The organism is Arcobacter aquimarinus (genome assembly GCF_013177635.1).
Classification (GTDB): Bacteria; Campylobacterota; Campylobacteria; order Campylobacterales; family Arcobacteraceae; genus Aliarcobacter; species Aliarcobacter aquimarinus.
The window spans coordinates 516199-536258 of sequence record NZ_CP030944.1 but is presented as its reverse complement, the minus strand read 5'-3'; the positions used below and the strand labels follow the sequence as shown (position 1 = coordinate 536258).

Annotated in this window: 18 protein-coding genes; 7 read left to right on the top strand and 11 right to left on the bottom strand. The window is 27.5% G+C overall.

Translation table 11 applies throughout. The features are described from left to right. The first annotated feature begins 101 nt into the window (after window positions 1-101). Together AAQM_RS02645 and lepA are read left to right on the top strand one after the other, a co-directional pair. Complete coding sequence (locus tag AAQM_RS02645) at window positions 102-1163, top strand: OmpA family protein (RefSeq protein WP_129094193.1); 1062 nt, start codon at window positions 102-104, stop codon at window positions 1161-1163. 125 nt (window positions 1164-1288) lie between these two features. Then, window positions 1289-3076, top strand: coding sequence for a translation elongation factor 4 (lepA, locus tag AAQM_RS02640; RefSeq protein WP_129094192.1), 1788 nt, complete (start codon window positions 1289-1291; stop codon window positions 3074-3076). Window positions 3077-3187: 111 nt separating this feature from the next. On the opposite strand, the gene AAQM_RS02635 is transcribed toward lepA, so the two are convergent. Continuing rightward, window positions 3188-3391 (bottom strand): hypothetical protein, encoded by a 204-nt coding sequence (locus AAQM_RS02635; protein ID WP_129094191.1) that lies wholly within the window; start codon window positions 3389-3391, stop codon window positions 3188-3190. Between the two features lie 299 nt (window positions 3392-3690). On the opposite strand from AAQM_RS02635, the gene AAQM_RS02630 reads away from it, so the two are divergent. The 5 genes from AAQM_RS02630 to AAQM_RS02610 all read left to right on the top strand — a co-directional run bounded on the left by AAQM_RS02630 (window position 3691) and on the right by AAQM_RS02610 (window position 8439). Continuing rightward, the gene (locus AAQM_RS02630) at window positions 3691-4263 is read left to right on the top strand and encodes a ComF family protein (protein ID WP_129094190.1); all 573 of its coding nucleotides are present in this window, start codon (window positions 3691-3693) and stop codon (window positions 4261-4263) included. 40 nt (window positions 4264-4303) lie between these two features. Continuing rightward, entirely contained in the window at window positions 4304-4912 is a 609-nt protein-coding gene (hisH, locus tag AAQM_RS02625; RefSeq protein WP_129094189.1) for an imidazole glycerol phosphate synthase subunit HisH, read from the top strand. A 9-nt stretch (window positions 4913-4921) separates the two neighbouring features. Further along, complete coding sequence (locus tag AAQM_RS02620; RefSeq protein WP_129094188.1) at window positions 4922-5773, top strand: TIGR01777 family oxidoreductase; 852 nt, start codon at window positions 4922-4924, stop codon at window positions 5771-5773. A gap of 17 nt (window positions 5774-5790) precedes the next feature. Then, a complete protein-coding gene (gene hisA / locus AAQM_RS02615) occupies window positions 5791-6498 on the top strand; it encodes a 1-(5-phosphoribosyl)-5-[(5-phosphoribosylamino)methylideneamino]imidazole-4-carboxamide isomerase (protein WP_129094187.1) in 708 nt (235 codons plus the stop codon). An 84-nt stretch (window positions 6499-6582) separates the two neighbouring features. Then, entirely contained in the window at window positions 6583-8439 is a 1857-nt protein-coding gene (locus tag AAQM_RS02610; protein WP_129094186.1) for a GGDEF domain-containing protein, read from the top strand. 19 nt (window positions 8440-8458) lie between these two features. Here the strand turns inward: AAQM_RS02610 and AAQM_RS02605 are convergent, their stop codons facing one another. From AAQM_RS02605 to AAQM_RS02560, 10 genes are all read right to left on the bottom strand, one after another. After that, window positions 8459-11419, bottom strand: a complete 2961-nt coding sequence (locus AAQM_RS02605; RefSeq protein WP_129094185.1) for a MutS-related protein — start codon at window positions 11417-11419, stop codon at window positions 8459-8461. Next, window positions 11416-11838: a heme-binding domain-containing protein gene (locus AAQM_RS02600; RefSeq protein WP_129094184.1), complete on the bottom strand. Its 423-nt coding sequence runs from the start codon at window positions 11836-11838 to the stop codon at window positions 11416-11418. Before AAQM_RS02600 ends, AAQM_RS02605 begins: the two co-directional genes overlap by 4 nt. A 3-nt stretch (window positions 11839-11841) precedes the next feature. Beyond that, on the bottom strand, window positions 11842-12174 hold the full coding sequence (locus tag AAQM_RS02595; protein WP_228722700.1) for a thioredoxin family protein: 333 nt from the start codon (window positions 12172-12174) through the stop codon (window positions 11842-11844). 1 nt (window position 12175) lies between these two features. Continuing rightward, a complete protein-coding gene (locus tag AAQM_RS02590; RefSeq protein ID WP_129094183.1) occupies window positions 12176-13729 on the bottom strand; it encodes a 2-isopropylmalate synthase in 1554 nt (517 codons plus the stop codon). A gap of 335 nt (window positions 13730-14064) precedes the next feature. Next, the gene (gene ftsH / locus AAQM_RS02585; protein WP_129094182.1) at window positions 14065-16083 is read right to left on the bottom strand and encodes an ATP-dependent zinc metalloprotease FtsH; all 2019 of its coding nucleotides are present in this window, start codon (window positions 16081-16083) and stop codon (window positions 14065-14067) included. 3 nt (window positions 16084-16086) lie between these two features. After that, complete coding sequence (locus AAQM_RS02580; RefSeq protein ID WP_129094181.1) at window positions 16087-16905, bottom strand: 50S ribosomal protein L11 methyltransferase; 819 nt, start codon at window positions 16903-16905, stop codon at window positions 16087-16089. 90 nt (window positions 16906-16995) lie between these two features. Next, a complete protein-coding gene (locus AAQM_RS02575; protein ID WP_128985400.1) occupies window positions 16996-17928 on the bottom strand; it encodes a tRNA dihydrouridine synthase in 933 nt (310 codons plus the stop codon). Beyond that, a complete protein-coding gene (locus AAQM_RS02570; RefSeq protein ID WP_129094180.1) occupies window positions 17928-18941 on the bottom strand; it encodes a hypothetical protein in 1014 nt (337 codons plus the stop codon). Before AAQM_RS02570 ends, AAQM_RS02575 begins: the two co-directional genes overlap by 1 nt. Window positions 18942-19001: 60 nt before the next feature. After that, window positions 19002-19457, bottom strand: a complete 456-nt coding sequence (locus tag AAQM_RS02565) for a 23S rRNA (pseudouridine(1915)-N(3))-methyltransferase RlmH (RefSeq protein WP_129094179.1) — start codon at window positions 19455-19457, stop codon at window positions 19002-19004. After that, window positions 19447-20058, bottom strand: a complete 612-nt coding sequence (locus AAQM_RS02560; RefSeq protein ID WP_129094178.1) for a thiamine phosphate synthase — start codon at window positions 20056-20058, stop codon at window positions 19447-19449. Before AAQM_RS02560 ends, AAQM_RS02565 begins: the two co-directional genes overlap by 11 nt. Window positions 20059-20060: the final 2 nt, after the last annotated feature.

Genomic DNA, 20060 nt, shown 5'->3' with positions numbered 1-20060 from the left:
GACCCCTTTTTTTATTTTTTAAAATTTCTAATTATTTTAATAATAATAATATTATTTTTAAGTTATAATATATAAAATTATTTCATAAAAGGAAAATATTAATGAAAAAAATCTTATTAACATCTATCTTATGTGCATCCACAATTTTTGCAGCTAGTGATCCTAGTAAAACTTATAATTATGAAGTTACACCTTTTGCATCTGGAATCTTAACAGATAGCAAAGCTGGATTAGAAAAAGATAATTATTTTAATGCAGGTATATCTTTAGCAAAAAATTTAGATGATTCTTTTATTGATCAACTTGAAATAGCTTATATGAGAAGTCAAAGTGTAGGATATGAAAAAACTACTGGAAATACAAACATTAACAGAACTTTTTTAAATGCTATTAAAAGATTTGAGTTAACTGACAGATTAGCAGCGTATGGTTTAGCAGGTATTGGTTATCAAGATGTAACACAAGAATTAGATAAACATCAAGATTCTGCTGTTTTTAATTATGGTATTGGATTAAGATATGATATTCCTTATTATGGAATTGCATTAAAAGGTGATGTTAGACATCTTATAGCTGTAAAAGAGAATCAAAATGATATTATGTATACTTTAGGTTTAGGAATGCCTCTTGGTAAAAAGTATAAAGATGATCAAATCACGGCGAAAGTTCCTGAAACAGTAGAAGAACCTCCAAGAAAAATTTTCGAAGAAAAAGAAGAATCTTTACCTATAAGAAGCAATGATGACGATAATGATGGAGTTATTAATAACCTTGATAAATGTCCTAATACATCACCTGGGGTAAAAGTAAATAAAGATGGTTGTGTTGATACTATGAATTTAAATATTAATTTTGACAACAATTCTGCAGAAATAAAAAGTATGTATCAAAATAAATTATCTCAATTTGCAAATATGCTGAAAGATAACAAAACTATGACAGCAGTTATAGAAGCACATACTGATTCAAAAGGTAGTGATGCTTATAATCAAACTCTTTCTGATAGAAGAGCTATATCTGTAGTAAATGCACTTAAATCTTATGGGATTGAATCTTCAAGATTGAGAGCTATTGGATATGGAGAAACTCAACCAATTGCTACTAATGAAACAGAAGAAGGTAAAGCTCAAAATAGAAGAGTTACTGCTCTAATAAATCAATAATTTTAAGAGATTTAGATTTTCTAAATCTCTTAAATAATTCTAAAATCATTTAACTATAAACTTACAAAACTTTAGATATAATCGCCATTAATTAATGAAATAATAAACAAATAATAGGATAGCCTTTGCAAAAAAATATTAGAAATTTTAGTATTATTGCACATATTGATCATGGAAAATCAACACTTGCAGACAGAATTATTCAAGAATGTGGAGCAATTACTGATAGAGAAATGACTTCTCAAGTTATGGACACAATGGATATTGAAAAAGAACGTGGAATTACTATTAAAGCTCAAAGTGTTAGACTTGATTATGTAAAAGATGGTCAAAAATATGTTTTAAATCTGATTGATACTCCTGGTCACGTTGACTTTTCATATGAGGTAAGCCGATCTTTAGCTTCATCAGAAGGTGCTTTACTTATTGTTGATTCAACGCAAGGTGTTGAAGCACAAACAATTGCAAATGTTTATATAGCTATGGATAATGATTTAGAATTATTACCTGTTGTGAATAAAATAGATTTACCAAGTGCTGACCCAATTAGAGTTTTAGAAGAAGTTGAAGAAGCCATTGGACTTGATTGTACACAACACAATTTAATTTCAGCAAAAACAGGACTTGGAGTAAAAGATTTAATTGATTCTATTGTAGATAGAGTTCCTTGCCCAACTGGAGATGAAAATGCAGCTACAAAAGCTTTAATCTATGATTCTTGGTTTGATAATTATCTTGGAGCTTTAGCTCTTGTTAGAGTTTATGATGGAAGTATTAAAAAAGGTCAAAAAGTTAAACTTATGAATACAAAAGTTGAACACCAAGTTTTAAGTTTAATGTATCCACACCCACTTAAACGTCAAGATACATTGGAAATAAAAACTGGTGAAATTGGTATTGTTGTACTTGGTCTTAAAACATTAGATGGTATTGCAGTTGGTGATACAATGACTGATGCAAAAAATCCAACAGCTGAAGCAATAGATGGATTTGAACCCGCAAAACCGTTTGTATTTGCTGGAATTTATCCAATCGAAACTGATAAATTTGAAGATTTAAGAGATGCTTTAAATAAATTAAAATTAAATGATTCTTCAATTTCTTTTGAACCAGAAAGTTCAGCAGCGCTAGGAAGTGGATTTAGAACTGGTTTCTTAGGTATGCTTCATATGGAAGTTATTAAAGAGAGACTTGAAAGAGAATTTGATTTAGATTTAATTGCAACTGCTCCAACAGTTGTTTACCAAGTTGAAAAAACAGATGGAGAAATTATTGAAATTCAAAATCCTAGTGAACTTCCTGAACCAAATTACATAAAAACAATTTTTGAACCTTATGTAAAAGCAACTATTTTAGTACCTGATGAATTTTTAGGAAATGTAATAAAACTCCTCAATGATAAAAGAGGTATTCAAGTAAAAATGGATTACTTAGGAAAAAGAGTTTTATTAGAGTATGATTTACCTATGAATGAAATTGTAATGGATTTTTATGATAAATTAAAATCAACAACAAAGGGTTATGCATCTTTTGATTATGAACCAGTTGGATTTAGACCTGGAAATCTTAAAAAACTTGATGTTAGAGTTGCTGGAGATGTTGTTGATGCCTTGTCGATTATTGTTCCTGATGATAGAGCTGTTGCAAAAGGAAGAGAATTTGTAAAAGCCCTAAAAGAATTAATTCCTAGACAACTTTTTGAAGTGGCAATTCAAGCTAGTATTGGAAGTATGATTATAGCTAGAGAAACAGTAAAATCAACAGGTAAAAACGTAACTGCAAAATGTTATGGTGGAGATATTACAAGAAAAAGAAAACTACTAGAAAAACAAAAAGCAGGTAAGAAAAGAATGAAAGCGATTGGAAAGGTGAATGTACCACAAGAAGCATTTATGGCTGTGTTGAAGATTTAATCTTCAGCACATATTCTACGTTGTCACTTCAATTTTAAATGCTCATTTACATATAGTAAACTCTGCTTTAAAACTAAAGCTCCATCTTGAATCTGCACTAAATCTTAAATCTCAACAATATTTTTTTGATTCTAATTCTAAAATATTTAAAAACTTCTGATATTCTTTTGTAAAATCACTTAATTCATCAATTGAGACACTTTTATAATCATTCATTGTTTTTTGATTAATTTTAGAATATTCAGCTAAATATTCTTGATAATCTTTTGTAATAGAAGCAAGAAAACCAATAAAAATACTAATAATTACTAACATGATTTTTTACATAAATTTCTCTTTATTATAATTTCAATCATTATAGCAAAATTCAAACTACACTCTTAAATGTGAGCATTTTCAAAATAGCGTTAAAAAAAATCTATCTAAATTCGTAAAGAAATTTGAACTGTTTGAGGTGGAGGAACGAAACCGAGTTTTCAAATTTTAGAATTTAGATAGATTTTTTAGCTATTTTGAAACTCTGAGAACGCTTTTGCCTGCAAGCAGGATTACATCTTTTGGTTCTTTTCTTTACTAAAAAGAAAAGAATATATAATTTATGATATTATTATTCTATGTTATGCCTAACTTGTAAAAACCTATCATTTGAAATTATTTGCAAAGATTGTCAAAATAATCTTTTAATCCCCTCTTTCCACAAAAGAGAAATAGAAGATGGATTTTTTAACTACTCTTTTTATACTCTTTCAGAACTTGAAGATTTAATCTCTTCAAAATACTATTTTCATGGCGATAGAGTTTTTAATATTCTTGCCAAACTATCTTTTGCTAAATTTGCTAAAAACTTTATTTTTACTTCCCAAATTCTAGCAATTCCTATTGATGACCACACACGACATGATTTTTCTCACACAGCAATTTTGGCAAAACATTTAAAATCTCAATTTATAACTCCAAAATACAACTGCTTAAAAGCTACAAATATAGTTAAATACGCAGGAAAAGATTTAGAATTTAGACAAAAAAATCCTCGAAAATTTGAAATTACAAATATATCTAATCAAATGACAATTTTATGTGATGATTTAATCACAACAGGTGCTACAATTAAACAAGCAAAAAAAGCTCTTGAAAAGAAAAATAATCAAGTTCTATTTTCTTTAACCCTTGCTGATGCTAAACTTTAGTATAATAAGCTAAATTCAAGAGCCAATTTAAAGGAATATTGTGATAGGAATTATTGATTATAATATGGGAAATCTTGCAAGCGTTTATAATGCTTGTCATCTAATAGATGTAAAAGCAACCATAGTAAAAGACCCAGCTGATTTAAAAAACTTTGATAGAGTAATATTACCAGGTGTTGGAGCGTACAAAGATGCTATGGAACATTTAGTTCAATCTGGAATGAATGAAGCTATTTATGAGTATGCTAAAAGTGGTAAACCAATGATTGGTATTTGTCTTGGAATGCAACTACTTTTTGAAAGTTCAACAGAGTTTGGTCATACAGATGGGTTAGGTTTAATTGATGGGAAAGTTGTAAAATTTGATAAATCTAAAATGAATGAAGATTTTAAAATTCCTCACATGGGGTGGAATACGATTGTAAATAAAGAGCATCCTTTATTTGAAGGCTTACATAATCCTTATTTGTATTTTGTTCACTCTTTTCATGCAGTAACAAGTGAAAAAAACATCATAGGAACAACAACTTATGGATATGAATTTACAAGTGCTGTAAATAAAGATAATATTTATGGATTTCAGCCTCATCCAGAAAAATCTCATGATAATGGACTTAGAATTTTGAAGAACTTTGTAAATATAAAATAAAGGATATTTATGAAAACTATAGCAATTACAGGTGCAAGTGGATTTGTAGGAACAAGTTTGAAAAAATATTTTTCTGCTTTAGGATATAAAATAATATCTATTTCAAGAGATGTTTTAAACGACAATAAAAAACTAGAAGAAACTTTAAATCAAACAGATATTGTTATTAATCTTGCTGGTGCGAATATCATAAACAGATGGAGTGAATCTTATAAAAAACTTCTATATTCAAGCCGAATAGAAACAACATCAAAAATAGTAAATGCTATAAATAGTATTCAAAATAGACCAAAACTTCTTATTTCTACATCTGCTGTTGGAATATATAATAATAAAACAACTTATGATGAAAATGGTTCTTATTCAAATGATTTTTTATCAAATCTTTGTCAAGATTGGGAAAAAGAAGCAAAAAAAGCAAAAAATGAATCAACTAAGGTCTCTATTTTTAGATTTGGAATAGTTATGGGAAAAGATGGAGGAGCATTACAAAAAATGATAACTCCTTTTAAATTGGGATTAGGTGGAACTATCGGTGATGGAAAACAAGCTTTTTCTTATATTCATATAAATGACCTATTAAATGCTTATAAATTTGTTATTGAAAATGAATTTGAGGATACATTTAACCTTACAGCACCTATTCCAACAACAAACAAAGGCTTAACTCTTGCTTTAGGAAAAACACTAAAAAGACCTACTATACTTCCAGTACCACAATTTGTTTTAAATATCATTTTTAGTGAAGGAGCACGAGTTCTAACAGATGGACAAAGTGCAATTCCAAAAAAATTATTAGAGTTAGGTTTTAAATTCAAATTTAATACTATTGAAGAAACAATTGAAGATTTATGTAAATAACACAAAGGAGAAAACTAATGGATATATTACCTGCGATTGATTTAAAAGATGGAAAAGCTGTAAGACTAAGCAAAGGATTAATGGATAGTGCAAAAATCTATTCTGATGAACCATGGCAAGTAGCTAAAAGATTTGAAGAATTAGGTTCAAAATGGGTTCATATTGTTGATTTAAATGGAGCATTTGAAGGGAAACCTGCAAATTTAGAACAAATAAAAAAAATTAGAGAAAATTGTAACCTAAAAATAGAACTTGGTGGAGGAATAAGAGATGAAGAAACTATCAAAATGTATCTAGAGCTTGGAGTTGATAGACTTATTCTTGGTTCAATTGCTGTAAAAGATCCTCAATTTGTAAAAAAAATGGCTTCAAAATATCCAATTGCAGTTGGGATAGATGCCATGGATGGAATGGTTGCGGTTGAAGGTTGGGCTGAAGTTTCAACTATGAAAGCAACTAATTTAGCAAAAGAGTTTGCAAATGCAGGAGTTCAAGCTATTATTTGTACAGATATTAGTAAAGATGGAATGCTTTGTGGTGTAAATGTAGAATTTACAGAATCAATAGCACTTTCTAGCCAAGTTGATACTATTGCTAGTGGTGGAGTAAAAGATATTCAAGATATCATTAATTGTAAAAATAATGGAAATATTTCTGGAGTTATTGTAGGAAAAGCTTTCTACGAAGGAACCCTTGATTTAGAGGAAGCTTTCAAAATTTTATAAAATTTATTAAATTATTATAAAAATATCTTCAAATAAAAATAATTTTATGATATTATAAACTAAAAGATTTATAAAGGCCTTTTAATGAACTCAAATAAAAAAGTAACAATTATTATCTTTACTATGGTTTCCTTACTAACAGTAGTAATAGTTGCCTTAGTTGCTTTGGGTTCTAGGCAAAGTGGTTATGATAGTGCAAAAAAAAGAGCCTATTTAACTGCTGATATAGTAAAAAAATCTCTCACATCTCATATGATTAACGGGAATATGGATCAAAGAGATGTTTTTCTTAATAGTATTGGTCAGTTAAATGAAGTAAATGATTTATGGATTATCAGAGCTAAAAGTGTGAGTGAACAGTTTGGTAAATCACATCTCGCAAATGAAGTTCCAAGAGATGATATTGACAAAGAAGTTTTAAGAAATGGTAAAGAAAAAATCATAATTGATGAATCTTTAACAAATGCAACTCTACGAATAACTATTCCATATACAGCTTCATCACTTGATAAACCTAACTGTATTTCTTGTCATAATGCACAAGAAGGTGAAGTTTTAGGTGCAATTTCTGTAACTTTTGATATTCAAGAAGATAGAATTTCTAGTATTGCTGTACTTTTAAACATAGTAGGAATTATCTCAGTATTTTTAATATTTATATTAATTTACATCAGTAGAAAAATCAAACCTTATACTTCTTCATTTGATTCAATTACTGAAGTTTTAAAACAAGTTCATGAAGGAAATTATTCAGTAAGAGCAAAAGATGGTGTTTTAAAAGAAGATAAAGAAGCTTCAACTTGGTTAAATGAACTTATAGAAAAATTAGAAACAGTTTTAACTGGAATTGAAAAAAATCTTACAACTTTTGTTCATAATCGTTCATCAAACATAAATAATGATAAATTATTAAGTGCCCAAGAGATTATAGAAGATATATCAGAAATCTATAATTATAAGAAAACTATTGAAACAGATTTAACAAAAGATGATATTTACTATAGATTAATTCAAGTATTAAAAGATAAATTAAAAATAGAAAATTTCTTTATTTTTGAAACAGATTTGATAAAAGATGAAAGAAAAGTTATCTACTCAACAAAAGAAGTTGTTCCTTGTTGTAATATTTCAAAAAATATAAAAGAAAAATGTAGAGCAGAAAGAACAAATACAATTGTTGCATCTGAAAATTTTCCAGAAATTTGTAGACTTGCTATTTGTCCTAATAACTCAAATCATATTTGTATTCCATTTTTAATAAATGAACAAAAAAATGTTGTTATTCATATTATTTGTAACAATGAAGAGTGCTTAAAACACACAAAATATCAAATTGGAATAATAAAAAAATATTTAGAAGAAACAAAACCTATACTAGAAAGTAAATTATTAATGGATGTACTAAGAGAAAGAAACTTAGTAGATGGATTGACAGGTCTTTATAATAGAAAATATCTAGATGAATTTATAGATAAAAAAATGCCTTACGAATTGAAAGAAGGTACAACTTATGCTGTTATGTTCTTAGATATTGATTATTTTAAAATGATAAATGATACTTACGGACATGATGCAGGAGATGCTATTTTACAAAAACTTTCAAAAACAATGAAAGATGCAATTAGTGAAAATGAATTTATTATTAGATTTGGGGGAGAAGAGTTTTTAATTATTATGAAAAACCCAACTCAAGAGAGTGCTTTAGCTTTAGCCAATAAAATAAATCAAGATTTTTCAAAATTAATTTTCACATTTAATAATGAATCATTTAGTAAAACTGTAAGTATTGGTTATGCTTTCTTCCCAAGTGATACAGACCAAATTTGGAAGTGTATTAAATTTGCTGATTTATCTCTTTATGAGGCAAAAGAAACAGGAAGAAATAAAGTAGTAAAATTTACAAAAGAGCTTCTTAAAAATGGAGATAAAGAGAGATATTAATCTCTCTTTTTTCTTACATTTAATCTATTATCTGCATCATAGTATAGTGCAATTCCAATCCATTTGAAGTGGAAACAAAACCATTTACATTTATTTTTCCATCATGTACCATTTTATGATGTTCTTTACAAAGTGGTATTAGGTTATATTTATGATTTGCGTTTATATGTCCAATAAAGCCATCTTTGTTTGCTCTAGCTTGTTCTTTTATATGATGAACTTCATCACAAGGTTTCCCACAAATAACACAAGTAGTCGTAAAAAGATTGTTATTATATTTTGATGTTTTTTTCTGACTTAATCTTTCAACCTTATCATAATCATCAGTAAGTCTTTTTCTTATCTCATTTGCTTTATTTAAAAACTCTTTATCCATATGAAGAGATCTTGCATACTCTAAACCATACATAGAAGAACCACTACCAAAGCCTAATTTTCTATCAAAAATAAGCTTATCTTCTTCATCTTTATAGATAACTGATAAATGAAGAGCTATTATATTTTTTAATTTTTGTATCTCTTCAATTTCTGGAAGTTGATGTAAATGTGTTGCAAAAACAAAAATAGCTTCAAGTTTTGATAACTTTAAAATAGAACTAGCAACTATACTTAATCCACTCATAGTTTCAGTACTATGTGAAATTTCATCACCTAAAATAAGTGATTTCTTACTTGCTCTATTAAAAATATTTTTTAATTCTAACATCTCAACAGCAAATGAAGACAATCCCTTTGCAATATTATCAGCTCCACTAATTCTTGTAAATACAGAATCAAAAATAGAAAATCTCATAGATTTACAAGGTACATAAAATCCAGCTTGAGCTAAGATTACTGCAATTCCTATAGATTTCATAAGTGAAGATTTACCTGAAGAGTTAATTCCATAAAGTAAAATCCCATGCATTTTGTTGTTATATATATTTACTGGATTTGAATTTTTTATAATTACATTATCTTTATACTCTTTTGAAGCTAAAGTTAGTTCACCTAAAATAATATCATTTGGTACATAAATTCCCTGCTCTTCATTTGCTTCAATTATTGGATGCCTCAAATCTATTAACTCCAAGAAATTTTCATCATCTTTTGTTTTTACAATTTTAGGACAAGAATAATTATATTTTTTTGCTATTTTTATATTTGAAACAGTTAAATCGACTTCAGCTATAAATTGTACTAATTCTTCTAATAAAATAGTAAATTTTTTTTCAAATTCAAAAATTTTCTCTTTAAAAACAAGTTTATTTAACTCTACTATTTTTCGTAAATTATGAACATATTTATCAGAAATATCTTCTGTTAATTTACAAAATATTTTTACTGAATTTGTTTGAATTTTAATAATGAAATCTTTAAACAAATACAATTCATTGTCGATAATTATGTGAGATTTCAATAACTCATCTTTTATTAAGTTATATCTATTTTTTGTTAATGTTAAGAAGAAACCTTCTTTATCAAGTCTATTTATTCCTACAAAATTTAAATCTTCTGATTTTATATAAGTTAAAATATGAGCTTTTAATAACTCAAGTTTTGAATATAAAATTTCATTTTGATGATTTAACTCATCTATTTTTGTATTAATTCCAACATTTATCATATTATCATCAACATCTTTTAGCATATATTTACCACTAACTGACAAATCAAAAGTTGAATTAATAGATTGAATAAATAATTCAATATCAGCACTACTACAAGGAGGTGTTAAAAACTTATAATTTTCCATAAATTTAACTACCTCTTTTATACTAAGTAAAGAATCATATAAATAGTTTAACTCAAAAGGATGAAGTCTATTTAACTTTATTCTTCTTGTAAGTCTTTCTATATCATAAATATTTGCTAATTCATTCTCTATTGGAGCATGATAATCATACAACTCCTTTGACAAAGCAAGTCTTCTTAAAATCTCTTTACTATCTTTTATAGGATGAGTAAGTCTCTCTTTTAAAAGTCTTTTCCCCATAGCTGTTGAAGTATTATTTAAAAGCTTCAGTAAACTCGGATTATGTGTTGTTTCAATAACATTTAGTTGCTCTAATGCATTATTTCCTAAATAGACATATCTACTTACATCAAGTTTAAAAGGGTGTGAAAGTTTTTGAATAATATTTGAATCATGTCCTATAACAAAATCAATTAACACTGCAAGTGATTCTGTACTAAGCGGAACTCTTTCCATATCAAGATGTTCAATAGAAGTTAATAATGATTGAATATTAAAAACATTTTTAAACAACTCATTTTGATAATTTATTTTTGGTCTAAAAGTTCCTATATGAAAAGTCTTTAATTTTAATTCTAAATAATCTATAACCTCTTTTTGATTTATATTATTATCAGCAAATGTAATTACAACTTCATTTGTTTTATGCATATTCATGTAATTAAATACTTCATCTAAAGCAAAAAACTTATCTTCACTTGTTCCATGAACTTCGTTGTAATAACATTTTCCTGTTGTTACATCAATAGCACTATAGCCAACTAAATAAATTCCTCTTATTTGGTCAATTAAAAGTGAAGTGATATTATTTTCATCTTGGTCTATTACAAAATCAAAGTTTGTTCCAGGACTTACAACTGTATCTAAATATCTAGTTACATTTGGAGGAACTCCTTTTTGCCTGATAATTGCAACTGTATATTTTTGTTCAGCTATTATTCTTGCTAAGTGTTTTTCAAATGAAATAGCAGGAACTCCTGCCATTATAGGGTTTTCTTTTGAGTTTTCTAAAATAGATTTATTTTTTCTTGTAAGCTGAATATTTAGAAGTTCTGCAATCTCTTTTGCTTTTCCTATTTTTTCTTCATCATTATTAACTTCATAAACTTCAAAAAATGTTCCTATTTCCATAAGAACAACAGTATTTACTCCATACTTTTTTTCAAATAATTTCTGAAGTTTAAAATATGTAATTGTTAATAACTCTTTTTTACTCTCTAAAAGTTCAGCTACTTCTTCTCTCACTTAGACCGAACTCCTGTCCAATCTCTTATCATACTTCTTTGTTCTTTTGTTAAATTAGCTTCTTCATGGGCATAAATATAACTAGGAAGTGGCATTGAAGCATAAGCTGTTCTATAAATAGCTTTTAACTTCTCCTCTTTTAATTGAGGTGAATAATTTTCCCAAGTTGAAAAGTTTAGTGCTTTTCTTCCTGTATTTACATGATTTGCAACTACCCAAGAAAATGGTGCAATCTTTGAATACCAAGGCCAAGTTGTTTCATTTGAATGACAATCAAAACAAGATGTTTTGAATAAATTCATCACTTCAGTTGGTGCTTTTATTTCAAGATTTTTATCAACAACAATATTTTCTTTATTTGGTTGAATAAATTGCATAACTATAAAAATAATCAAAAATATTAAAAGGGTTAATTTCATTTTTTACTCACACATTAAATTATATGGTCTTTTTAATTCATCTATAAAAAGTGGAATACTCATGTTTCTTCCATATCTTTTGAACTCATTTTTATCAAAATAGATTATTATTGTAGGAATAGAAAATATCATACATTGAGCAGTAAGCTCAACAGATATATCTGTTTTAACTTCAAAAAGTTTAAATTTTGGATAATATTTAGTTATCTCTTCTTCAATTTTAGGTTTTAAAACTTTACAAACAGAACAATTTTCACCAGAAAAATAGATTAATACAGGATTTCCTGTATTAATTCTATTTTGAAACTCATCTAATGTTTCTATTTGTTCCATCATTTTATACTTGATGCTCACAACTTTTAGAAAGTCTCTCTTTTTGAGAAAGATAAGAATTTAAAGCTCCTAAATATGCTTTTGCCGTTGCTAACATCGTATCAATACTCAACCCGTGTCCTACAAAAGCAGGACTTGTTTCATCAAAAGATACTCTTGTTGTAACTTTTGCTAAAGCATCTTTTCCTTCAGTTACAGAGATTACTTTATAATCTTTTAATTCACCGTTATAACCTGTTAATCTATCAATTGTTTTAAATATAGCATCCATAGTTCCATCACCAATAGCTGCATCTCTTAAAACTTCATCTTTGTATTTAATAGCCACAGCTGCTGTAGGAACACCTGCTGTACAATCACTGATTTGTAATCCTATTAATTCATAAGTTTTGTCATGATTTAAAGATTCATCAGTTATTAACATTCTAACATCATCATCTGTTACTTCTTTTTTCTTATCAGCTAAAACTTTAAATCTTTCAAATGCTGCATTTAACTCTTCATCTGTTACTTTATCAAATCCTAAATGAACTATTTTATCTCTAAATGCTGCTCGACCAGAATGTTTACCTAAAATTAAAGTAGAGTCTTTAAATACTCCAACATCTTCAGGTTTCATAATTTCATAAGTTTCTTGGTGTTTTAAAACACCATCTTGATGAATTCCACTTTCATGTGCAAATGCATTTTTACCAACAATTGCTTTATTTTGTTGAGGCTCAACACCTGTAATTGTTGCAACTAATCTTGAAGTTGCATATATTTCAGGAGTATTAATAGTTGTATATAAATCTCCAAATGCATCTTTTCTAGTTTTAATAGCCATAACAGCTTCTTCTAAAGCTGAATTTCCAGCTCTTTCTCCTAAACCATTAATTGTAACTTCAATCTGTCTAGCACCATTTAAAACAGCAGCTAAAGTATTTGCAGTTGCTAATCCTAAGTCATTGTGATTATGAACTGAAATAATCGCTCTATCAGCTGCATAATCACTTAATTCTTTAACCATTGCACCTAATTCTGTTGGTAATCTATATCCAACCGTATCTGGTAAATTGATAGTTCTTGCACCTGCACCAATTACAGCATCCATAACCTCTTTCATAAAAGAGATTTCACTTCTTCCTGCATCTTCTAAAGAAAATTCAACATCATCTACAAATGTTTTTGCATATTCTACTGCATGAATTGCTCTTTTGATTACTTCATCTGGAGTCATTTTCAATTTGTATTTCATATGAATAGGAGAAGTTGCTATAAATGTATGAATTCTATGTTTAGGAGCTTTACTAACTGCTAAACCTGATTGTTTAATATCATTTTCAATAGCTCTACTTAAAGAACAAATACTTGAATTTTTTACAATCTCTGCAATTCTACTAACAGCATCAAAATCTCCAGGACTTGCAGCTGCAAAACCAGCTTCTATAACATCAACTCCTAATTTTTCTAACTGTAAAGCTACTTTTATTTTTTCTTCTGTATTCATAGAACAACCAGGACTTTGTTCCCCATCTCTTAATGTTGTATCAAATACTATAATTTTATTTTTATCCATTGTATTAACCTTTTAAAATGTCATATATTATATCTTTTTTTATTTAAAAAAAGAAAACCTAAATTTAATTGTTTTTTTGTAAATTAATAATTATAAAAATTTATAATTAGAGAGAAAAAGAAAGAAGCAGAAGAGAGTTAACGCTTTTGATAAAATGGTTATTTGAAAAATTAAATATTTTCATATATCTCTCCTTATTTTAAGTATATTTGTATTTCAAGTAGTTAAGTATAATTAATAAATTCTATTTTGTCAATATAAAATGATATTATTTTTTAAATTTATTTTGTAAGATAAAAGAGTGAATACTGTAATTTATTCACTCTTTTTTATAGTTATTCCTCAGTAGTTTCTTTTTTTTCTTCAGTTTCTGTGTCTTTTAAAGCTTCTGTATGTAAATCTTCATCTTCAAAAACTTTTCCACCATTTTCTTTTATGATTTCTCTTACTCTCTCGCCTGTAATTACTTCTATTTCTAATAATTCAGCAGTCATTTGCTCAATAGCAGCACTATTATCTCTTAATGCTTGTAAAACAATTTCATATCTTTCATTTAATACTTTTTTTACATGGTCATCTAAATCTTTTGCCATTGCATCAGAGAAATCTTTTTGTGTTTGTCCACCTAAGAATTGATTAGTTCTTCTTTCAAGTACCATTAATCCAGCAATATCACTCATACCATAAATAGTAGCCATTGATTTGATAATTCCAGTTGCTCTTTCAAGGTCATTTCCAGCACCTGTAGAAATTTCACCAATAAATACTTGCTCAGCTGCACGTCCACCAAGTAAAACATCAACTTCAGCTAATAACTCATGTTTTTGCATTAAATATTTATTTTCTTCTGGAGTATTTAATGTATATCCAAGAGCAGCTAAACCTCTTGGAACAATAGATACTTTATTTACTTTATTTGCACCTTTTGTAATCTCAGCAATTAATGCATGTCCTGATTCGTGATAAGCAACAATTTTTCTCTCTTTTGGAGAAATTCTTCTTGATTTTTTTTCTAATCCAGCAATTTGTCTTTCAACTGCTTCTTTAAAATCACTTGGTTCAACTTCTTCTTTATTAGCTCTTCCTGCTAAAAGTGCAGCTTCATTTATAATATTTGCTAAATCTGCACCAGCAAGTCCTGCTGTCATTTTTGCAATTTCTTTTAAATCCACATTTTTTGCTAATTTTACATCTTTGATATGAACATTTAAAATTTCAATTCTACCTTCATAATCAGGTTTATCAACTAAAACTTGTCTATCAAATCTTCCTGGTCTTAAAAGTGCTGGGTCAAGAACTTCTGGTCTATTTGTTGCAGCTAATACTATAACCGGAGCATGTTCAGTTGAGAATCCATCCATTTCGGCTAAAAGTTGATTTAATGTTTGTTCTCTTTCATCATTTCCACCCATTGGACCACCACTTGCTCTACTTTTACCAATTGCATCAATTTCATCAATAAAAATAATTGCAGGTGCTACTTTTTTAGCTTGTTCAAATAAATCTCTAACTCTACTTGCACCTACTCCAACAAACATTTCAATAAATGCAGAACCTGAAACTGATAAAAACTCAACATCAGCTTCTCCAGCAACTGCTTTTGCTAATAAAGTTTTACCAGTTCCAGGAGGTCCTACTAATAATACACCTTTTGGAATTTGAGCACCAAGTCTTACATACCTATCAGGAGATTTTAAAAAATCAACAACTTCTTGAACTTCTTCTTTCGCTTCTTTATTTCCAGCCATATCATCAAATTTTACATTTGGTTTTTCAGAATTAATCATCTTCTTAGATGAACCAATTCCAAGAATTCCTCCTGAACCACCACCCATTGATTTTTGCATTCTTTTAGCAATAAACATCCAAATAGCGAAAAATATAAAAATAGGTAAAACCCAACCAAATAAAATATCAGCTAAGATATTTTCTTCATTGATTCCACCATATCCTATACCATTTTTTTCTAACTCAGGAATAAGTGTTTCATCAGGAACAACTCTTCTTGCAGTGTATGTTATAACTTGTCCACTATCACCTTTTGAAATAGCTCTAATTTGAGTATTCCCAATTCCAACATATTCAATTTTACCTGAACTAATCATTCTTTTTAAATCTGAATATGCAATTGTTTTATTTGATGTTTGACCAAATGCTTGCATATTTGAGTTTGTTGCATTTCCCATTTGTTCTTCTGGAAAAATTGCTTTGAATGCAAAAATTGTAACAATTGAAAAAATTACAAATATCAACAATGGATTATTATTAAAAAAATTATTATTGTTGTTATTGTTATTATTGTTGTTAAAATTCTGGTTATTATTCTGATTGTTATTTTTAGGCTTTTTTACCATATTTTAAGACTCCTTTTTGTTTTCATATACAATAGTTACCCATTCATTTTTATGAATAAGCTTTAATTGAGTTAAATCTTTAAATTTATTTAAAACTTTATTAGTATGCTTGTCTAATATTCCTGAAATTATTAATATTCCATTATCATTTAAACATTTTTTTAAATCATTTGCTATCATTACTAAAACATCTGCAACAATATTGGCAATTACAACATCATATTTTTTTGTAGTTTTATTAGTAGAACCAACCCATGAATCATTAAATGAAACATTATTTAACTCAAAATTTGATTTAGTATCAATAATACATACTTCATCAGTATCGCAAATATCAACTAAACAACCTTTTTTTGAAGCTGCAATTGCAAGTATTCCACTTCCTGTTCCAACATCTAAAACCGTCTGCTTAGATTTTATAAACTCATCTATAGCTTCAATACACGAAGATGTGGTTTCATGATGTCCTGAACCAAAAGATAATGCTGGATCTATTATAATATCTATCTTTTCTTCTTTTTTATCTTCCCAAGATGGTCTAATAAAAAAGTTACCAATTTCAACTGATTTAACAGATTTTTGATACTCTTTTATCCAATCAATATTCTCTTTTTTTTCATATAAAATTTCACAATCTGTGTTTAAAGCTTTTGAGAACTCTTCAATTCCAAATTTTAAATCTTCTAGTTCTTCTTCACTTCTTACTATTAAAACTCCATCATTCTCTTCAATAGCATCTGTAGTTATTGATTCTAACAAATCTAAAAAAAGTTCATAATGATTATTTGGTTTAAAAGCTAATTCAAAATAATATTTAGACAAATAATTCCTTTATTAAAAAATATTTTTATTTTTTACTTTTAAAAAGTGCAATATTCTATCTAAATAACTTTTGAATCAAGTTAAAAAAGTTTAAAAAAAGTTTTCTATTAAATCTCTCATAACATCAATATCAGAAATTTTATTTACAATATCTCTAAATTCATTGGCTCCTGTATACCCTTTTGAATAAGAGTGAAGTAATTTTCTAAACATAATAGCCCCATGAGGACCATGAAATTTAAGCATGGCATCATAATGTTCTAAAATAATCTCTTTTTTCATCTCATTTGAAATATCTTCAATTCCATGTTTTAACTGATAGAATACCCAAGGTTTTCCAATAGCACCTCGTCCTATCATAACTCCATTTGCTTTTGTATATTCTAAAACCTCTTTTGCTTTATCATAATCTTTTATATCACCATTTGCTATTACAGGTATAGAAACAGCTTCTTTCATAGCTTTAATTGCGTCATAATCAACAGGTGCTTTATATTTTCCAGCTCTTGTTCTTCCATGAACAGATACAAAATCAACTCCACAAGCTTCAACTGCTTTTCCAATTTCAACTGGTATTTTTTCATTAACACCAAGTCTTACTTTTGCAGATGTATATTGTTTCTTAGAATATTTTTTAACTGTTGAAAGTATCTCTTCAAGCTTTTTTAAATCTCCTAAAAGATTTGAACCACTACCATGATTAAAAACTTTTGGTGCAGGACATCCACAATTTAAATCAATTCCATCAATTCCTTCAACTTCATTTAAAAGCAAAACAGCATCACGAACTAACTCAACACTATTTCCTGCTATTTGTACAAAATAAGGATCTTCAGTTGGTGATTTTTCTATCATTTTAAGCGTTCGTGCAGATTTATAAACTAAAGCATTTGAAGATATCATCTCTGAGATTGTTAAATCTGCACCAAATTTCTTCACAACAGACCTAAAAGGTAAATCAGTATAACCAGCAAGTGGCGCCAACACCACTAGGGGTCGGCTAAAATCAAGTTTATTTTTCATTATTTATAAGATATCGCTTCTAAATTATAATGTTTCCCTGCATCTTTTAAATCCAATAAAGCTTTAAAAGCTGCAAATTCATTGTCAGGAGTTAAAGTAACTATCTCTTTAACCTTTTCTATCATTTCATACTCACATAATACATGTAAATATGCAGTTGTTGCTTCATCAATTTCAGATGATAATTTTTCAAATAGGGCAATAATTTGATCTGGCTTTAAAATCTTTTCATAATTTTTTGCTAAAACTAAATAATCATCTTTTGTAAAGTCTAAACTTTTTACAATTTGTAAAATTTCATCTGGCGTAAATCCAAATTCATTATTTGAAGCATCTTTTTCGAAAAGTTTAAATGCTTGTTCTTTATCCAATTTTATATTTTTATAAAGTTTTTTAACAGTTGTCATGCTTTTTTCTCTTAAAACATTTTCAAAAGCTTGTTTTACAACATTTGATGAATAATTTTCAGGTTTTTTAAGAACATCAACTGCAAAATCAATTTGTTCATTTACTTTATTTAACATATTTAAATTAGCTAACTTTGTAGTTTCATTTACTTTAAATGATTTATCATTTACAAATTTACCATCATTTATATCTTGTATATTTCCTACAATTTTGTTTAAATCTTCATTTGAAGAAGTAAATCTCTCATCTTTTGTTGAAATTTTAAATTGATTAAGTATAGAAGATAAATTTTTAAACTCTTTTGTTCTAAATTTTACCGTATTATTTTTTTCAAGTAATTCAGCTTTTACAAACTCTATCATTGATTCATGGTCTTTTAAAACTGCTCTTTGTTTAAAATAATTTATTAGTCCATAAAATACAATATGTAAGTATGTAACTAATACTAAAACAGCAGCTGGAAATACTATCCATACAGATATAGGTAAACTAAGTGAATATCCAAGTAGTGAAGCTTCATAACTACCTAATTCTAAGCTATATGTATATCCAAAAACCACTACAAGAAAAATTATTGTGGCTGCGATATATTTTTTTAAACCCATCTTCTTTCCTTTTTTTAAATTTCTTTTATTATATTTTTATTATACAAAAATGTTTATAAATTACTTATGATAGGGATGATTGTTTTGAATACATAAACTTCTAAAAATCTGTTCTGTTAAAACAACATTTGCAACTTTATGAGCCATTGTTAAATCACTAAGAGAAATTACATTATCACATTTTTGTAAAAATTCCCTTTGAAATCCATATGCACCACCAATAAAAAAATTAACTTCATTTTTATCTTCGAGTAATGAAGAAAAAGCATAAGTATCAACTTTTTTCCCTAAAACATCAAGTGCGATATTAAATCCTCTTAATAAAGGATCATAGGTTTCACTATATGACTGTTGGGCTTCTTTTTCGCCTATTGTTTGGGCTTTTGCTATATTTTTATTAAAAATATAATGAACTTCAACTTTTGCATATTTTGATGACATTTTTAAAAAATCTTGAATTATCGAATCAAAATTATCCTTACTTGGTTTTAAAATAGAATAAATATTAATTTTCATTAAAAAAACCACTTCCTATTACATTAAATTTAATATTTTCTATAATGTCATTCATTTTAACTCCACCAATAGCACAAACTGGATGTTTTGAGATTTTTGCCAAATATGAAATTTTAGAACCTATTATTGAACTTACATCTTTTGTACTTGTATTTCTGTAAGCACCTAAACCTATCATATCTAAAGCTAAATCATTAGCCTCTAAAATTTCTATTTCATTATGAGTTGAAAGTCCAAGTAGTTTATTTTTTATTTTTGCTCTTATTAATTTTGTAGCTATTTTTTTGTCTTTATGAATTGCTAAAAAATCCTCTTGTCCTAAATGCAAGCCATCAGCAAATTCTATTAATTCTATTTTATCGTTTATGATTATTGGTATATTGAGCTGTGATTTTAAGTATAAAAGATTTGTTTTTTGTTCTTGTAAAGATGAAGTTTTATCTCTATACTGAACTAATTTTACATCACTCTTTTTACATAAATCTACAAATTTTTCTAAAGTGATATTTTTTTTATGTAGTGTTTCATAATCACATAAGACATATAAATAATTAAAGGCTTTAAGTTCGAAACCTAAAGCCTTTTCTAAATTTGAAATCATTT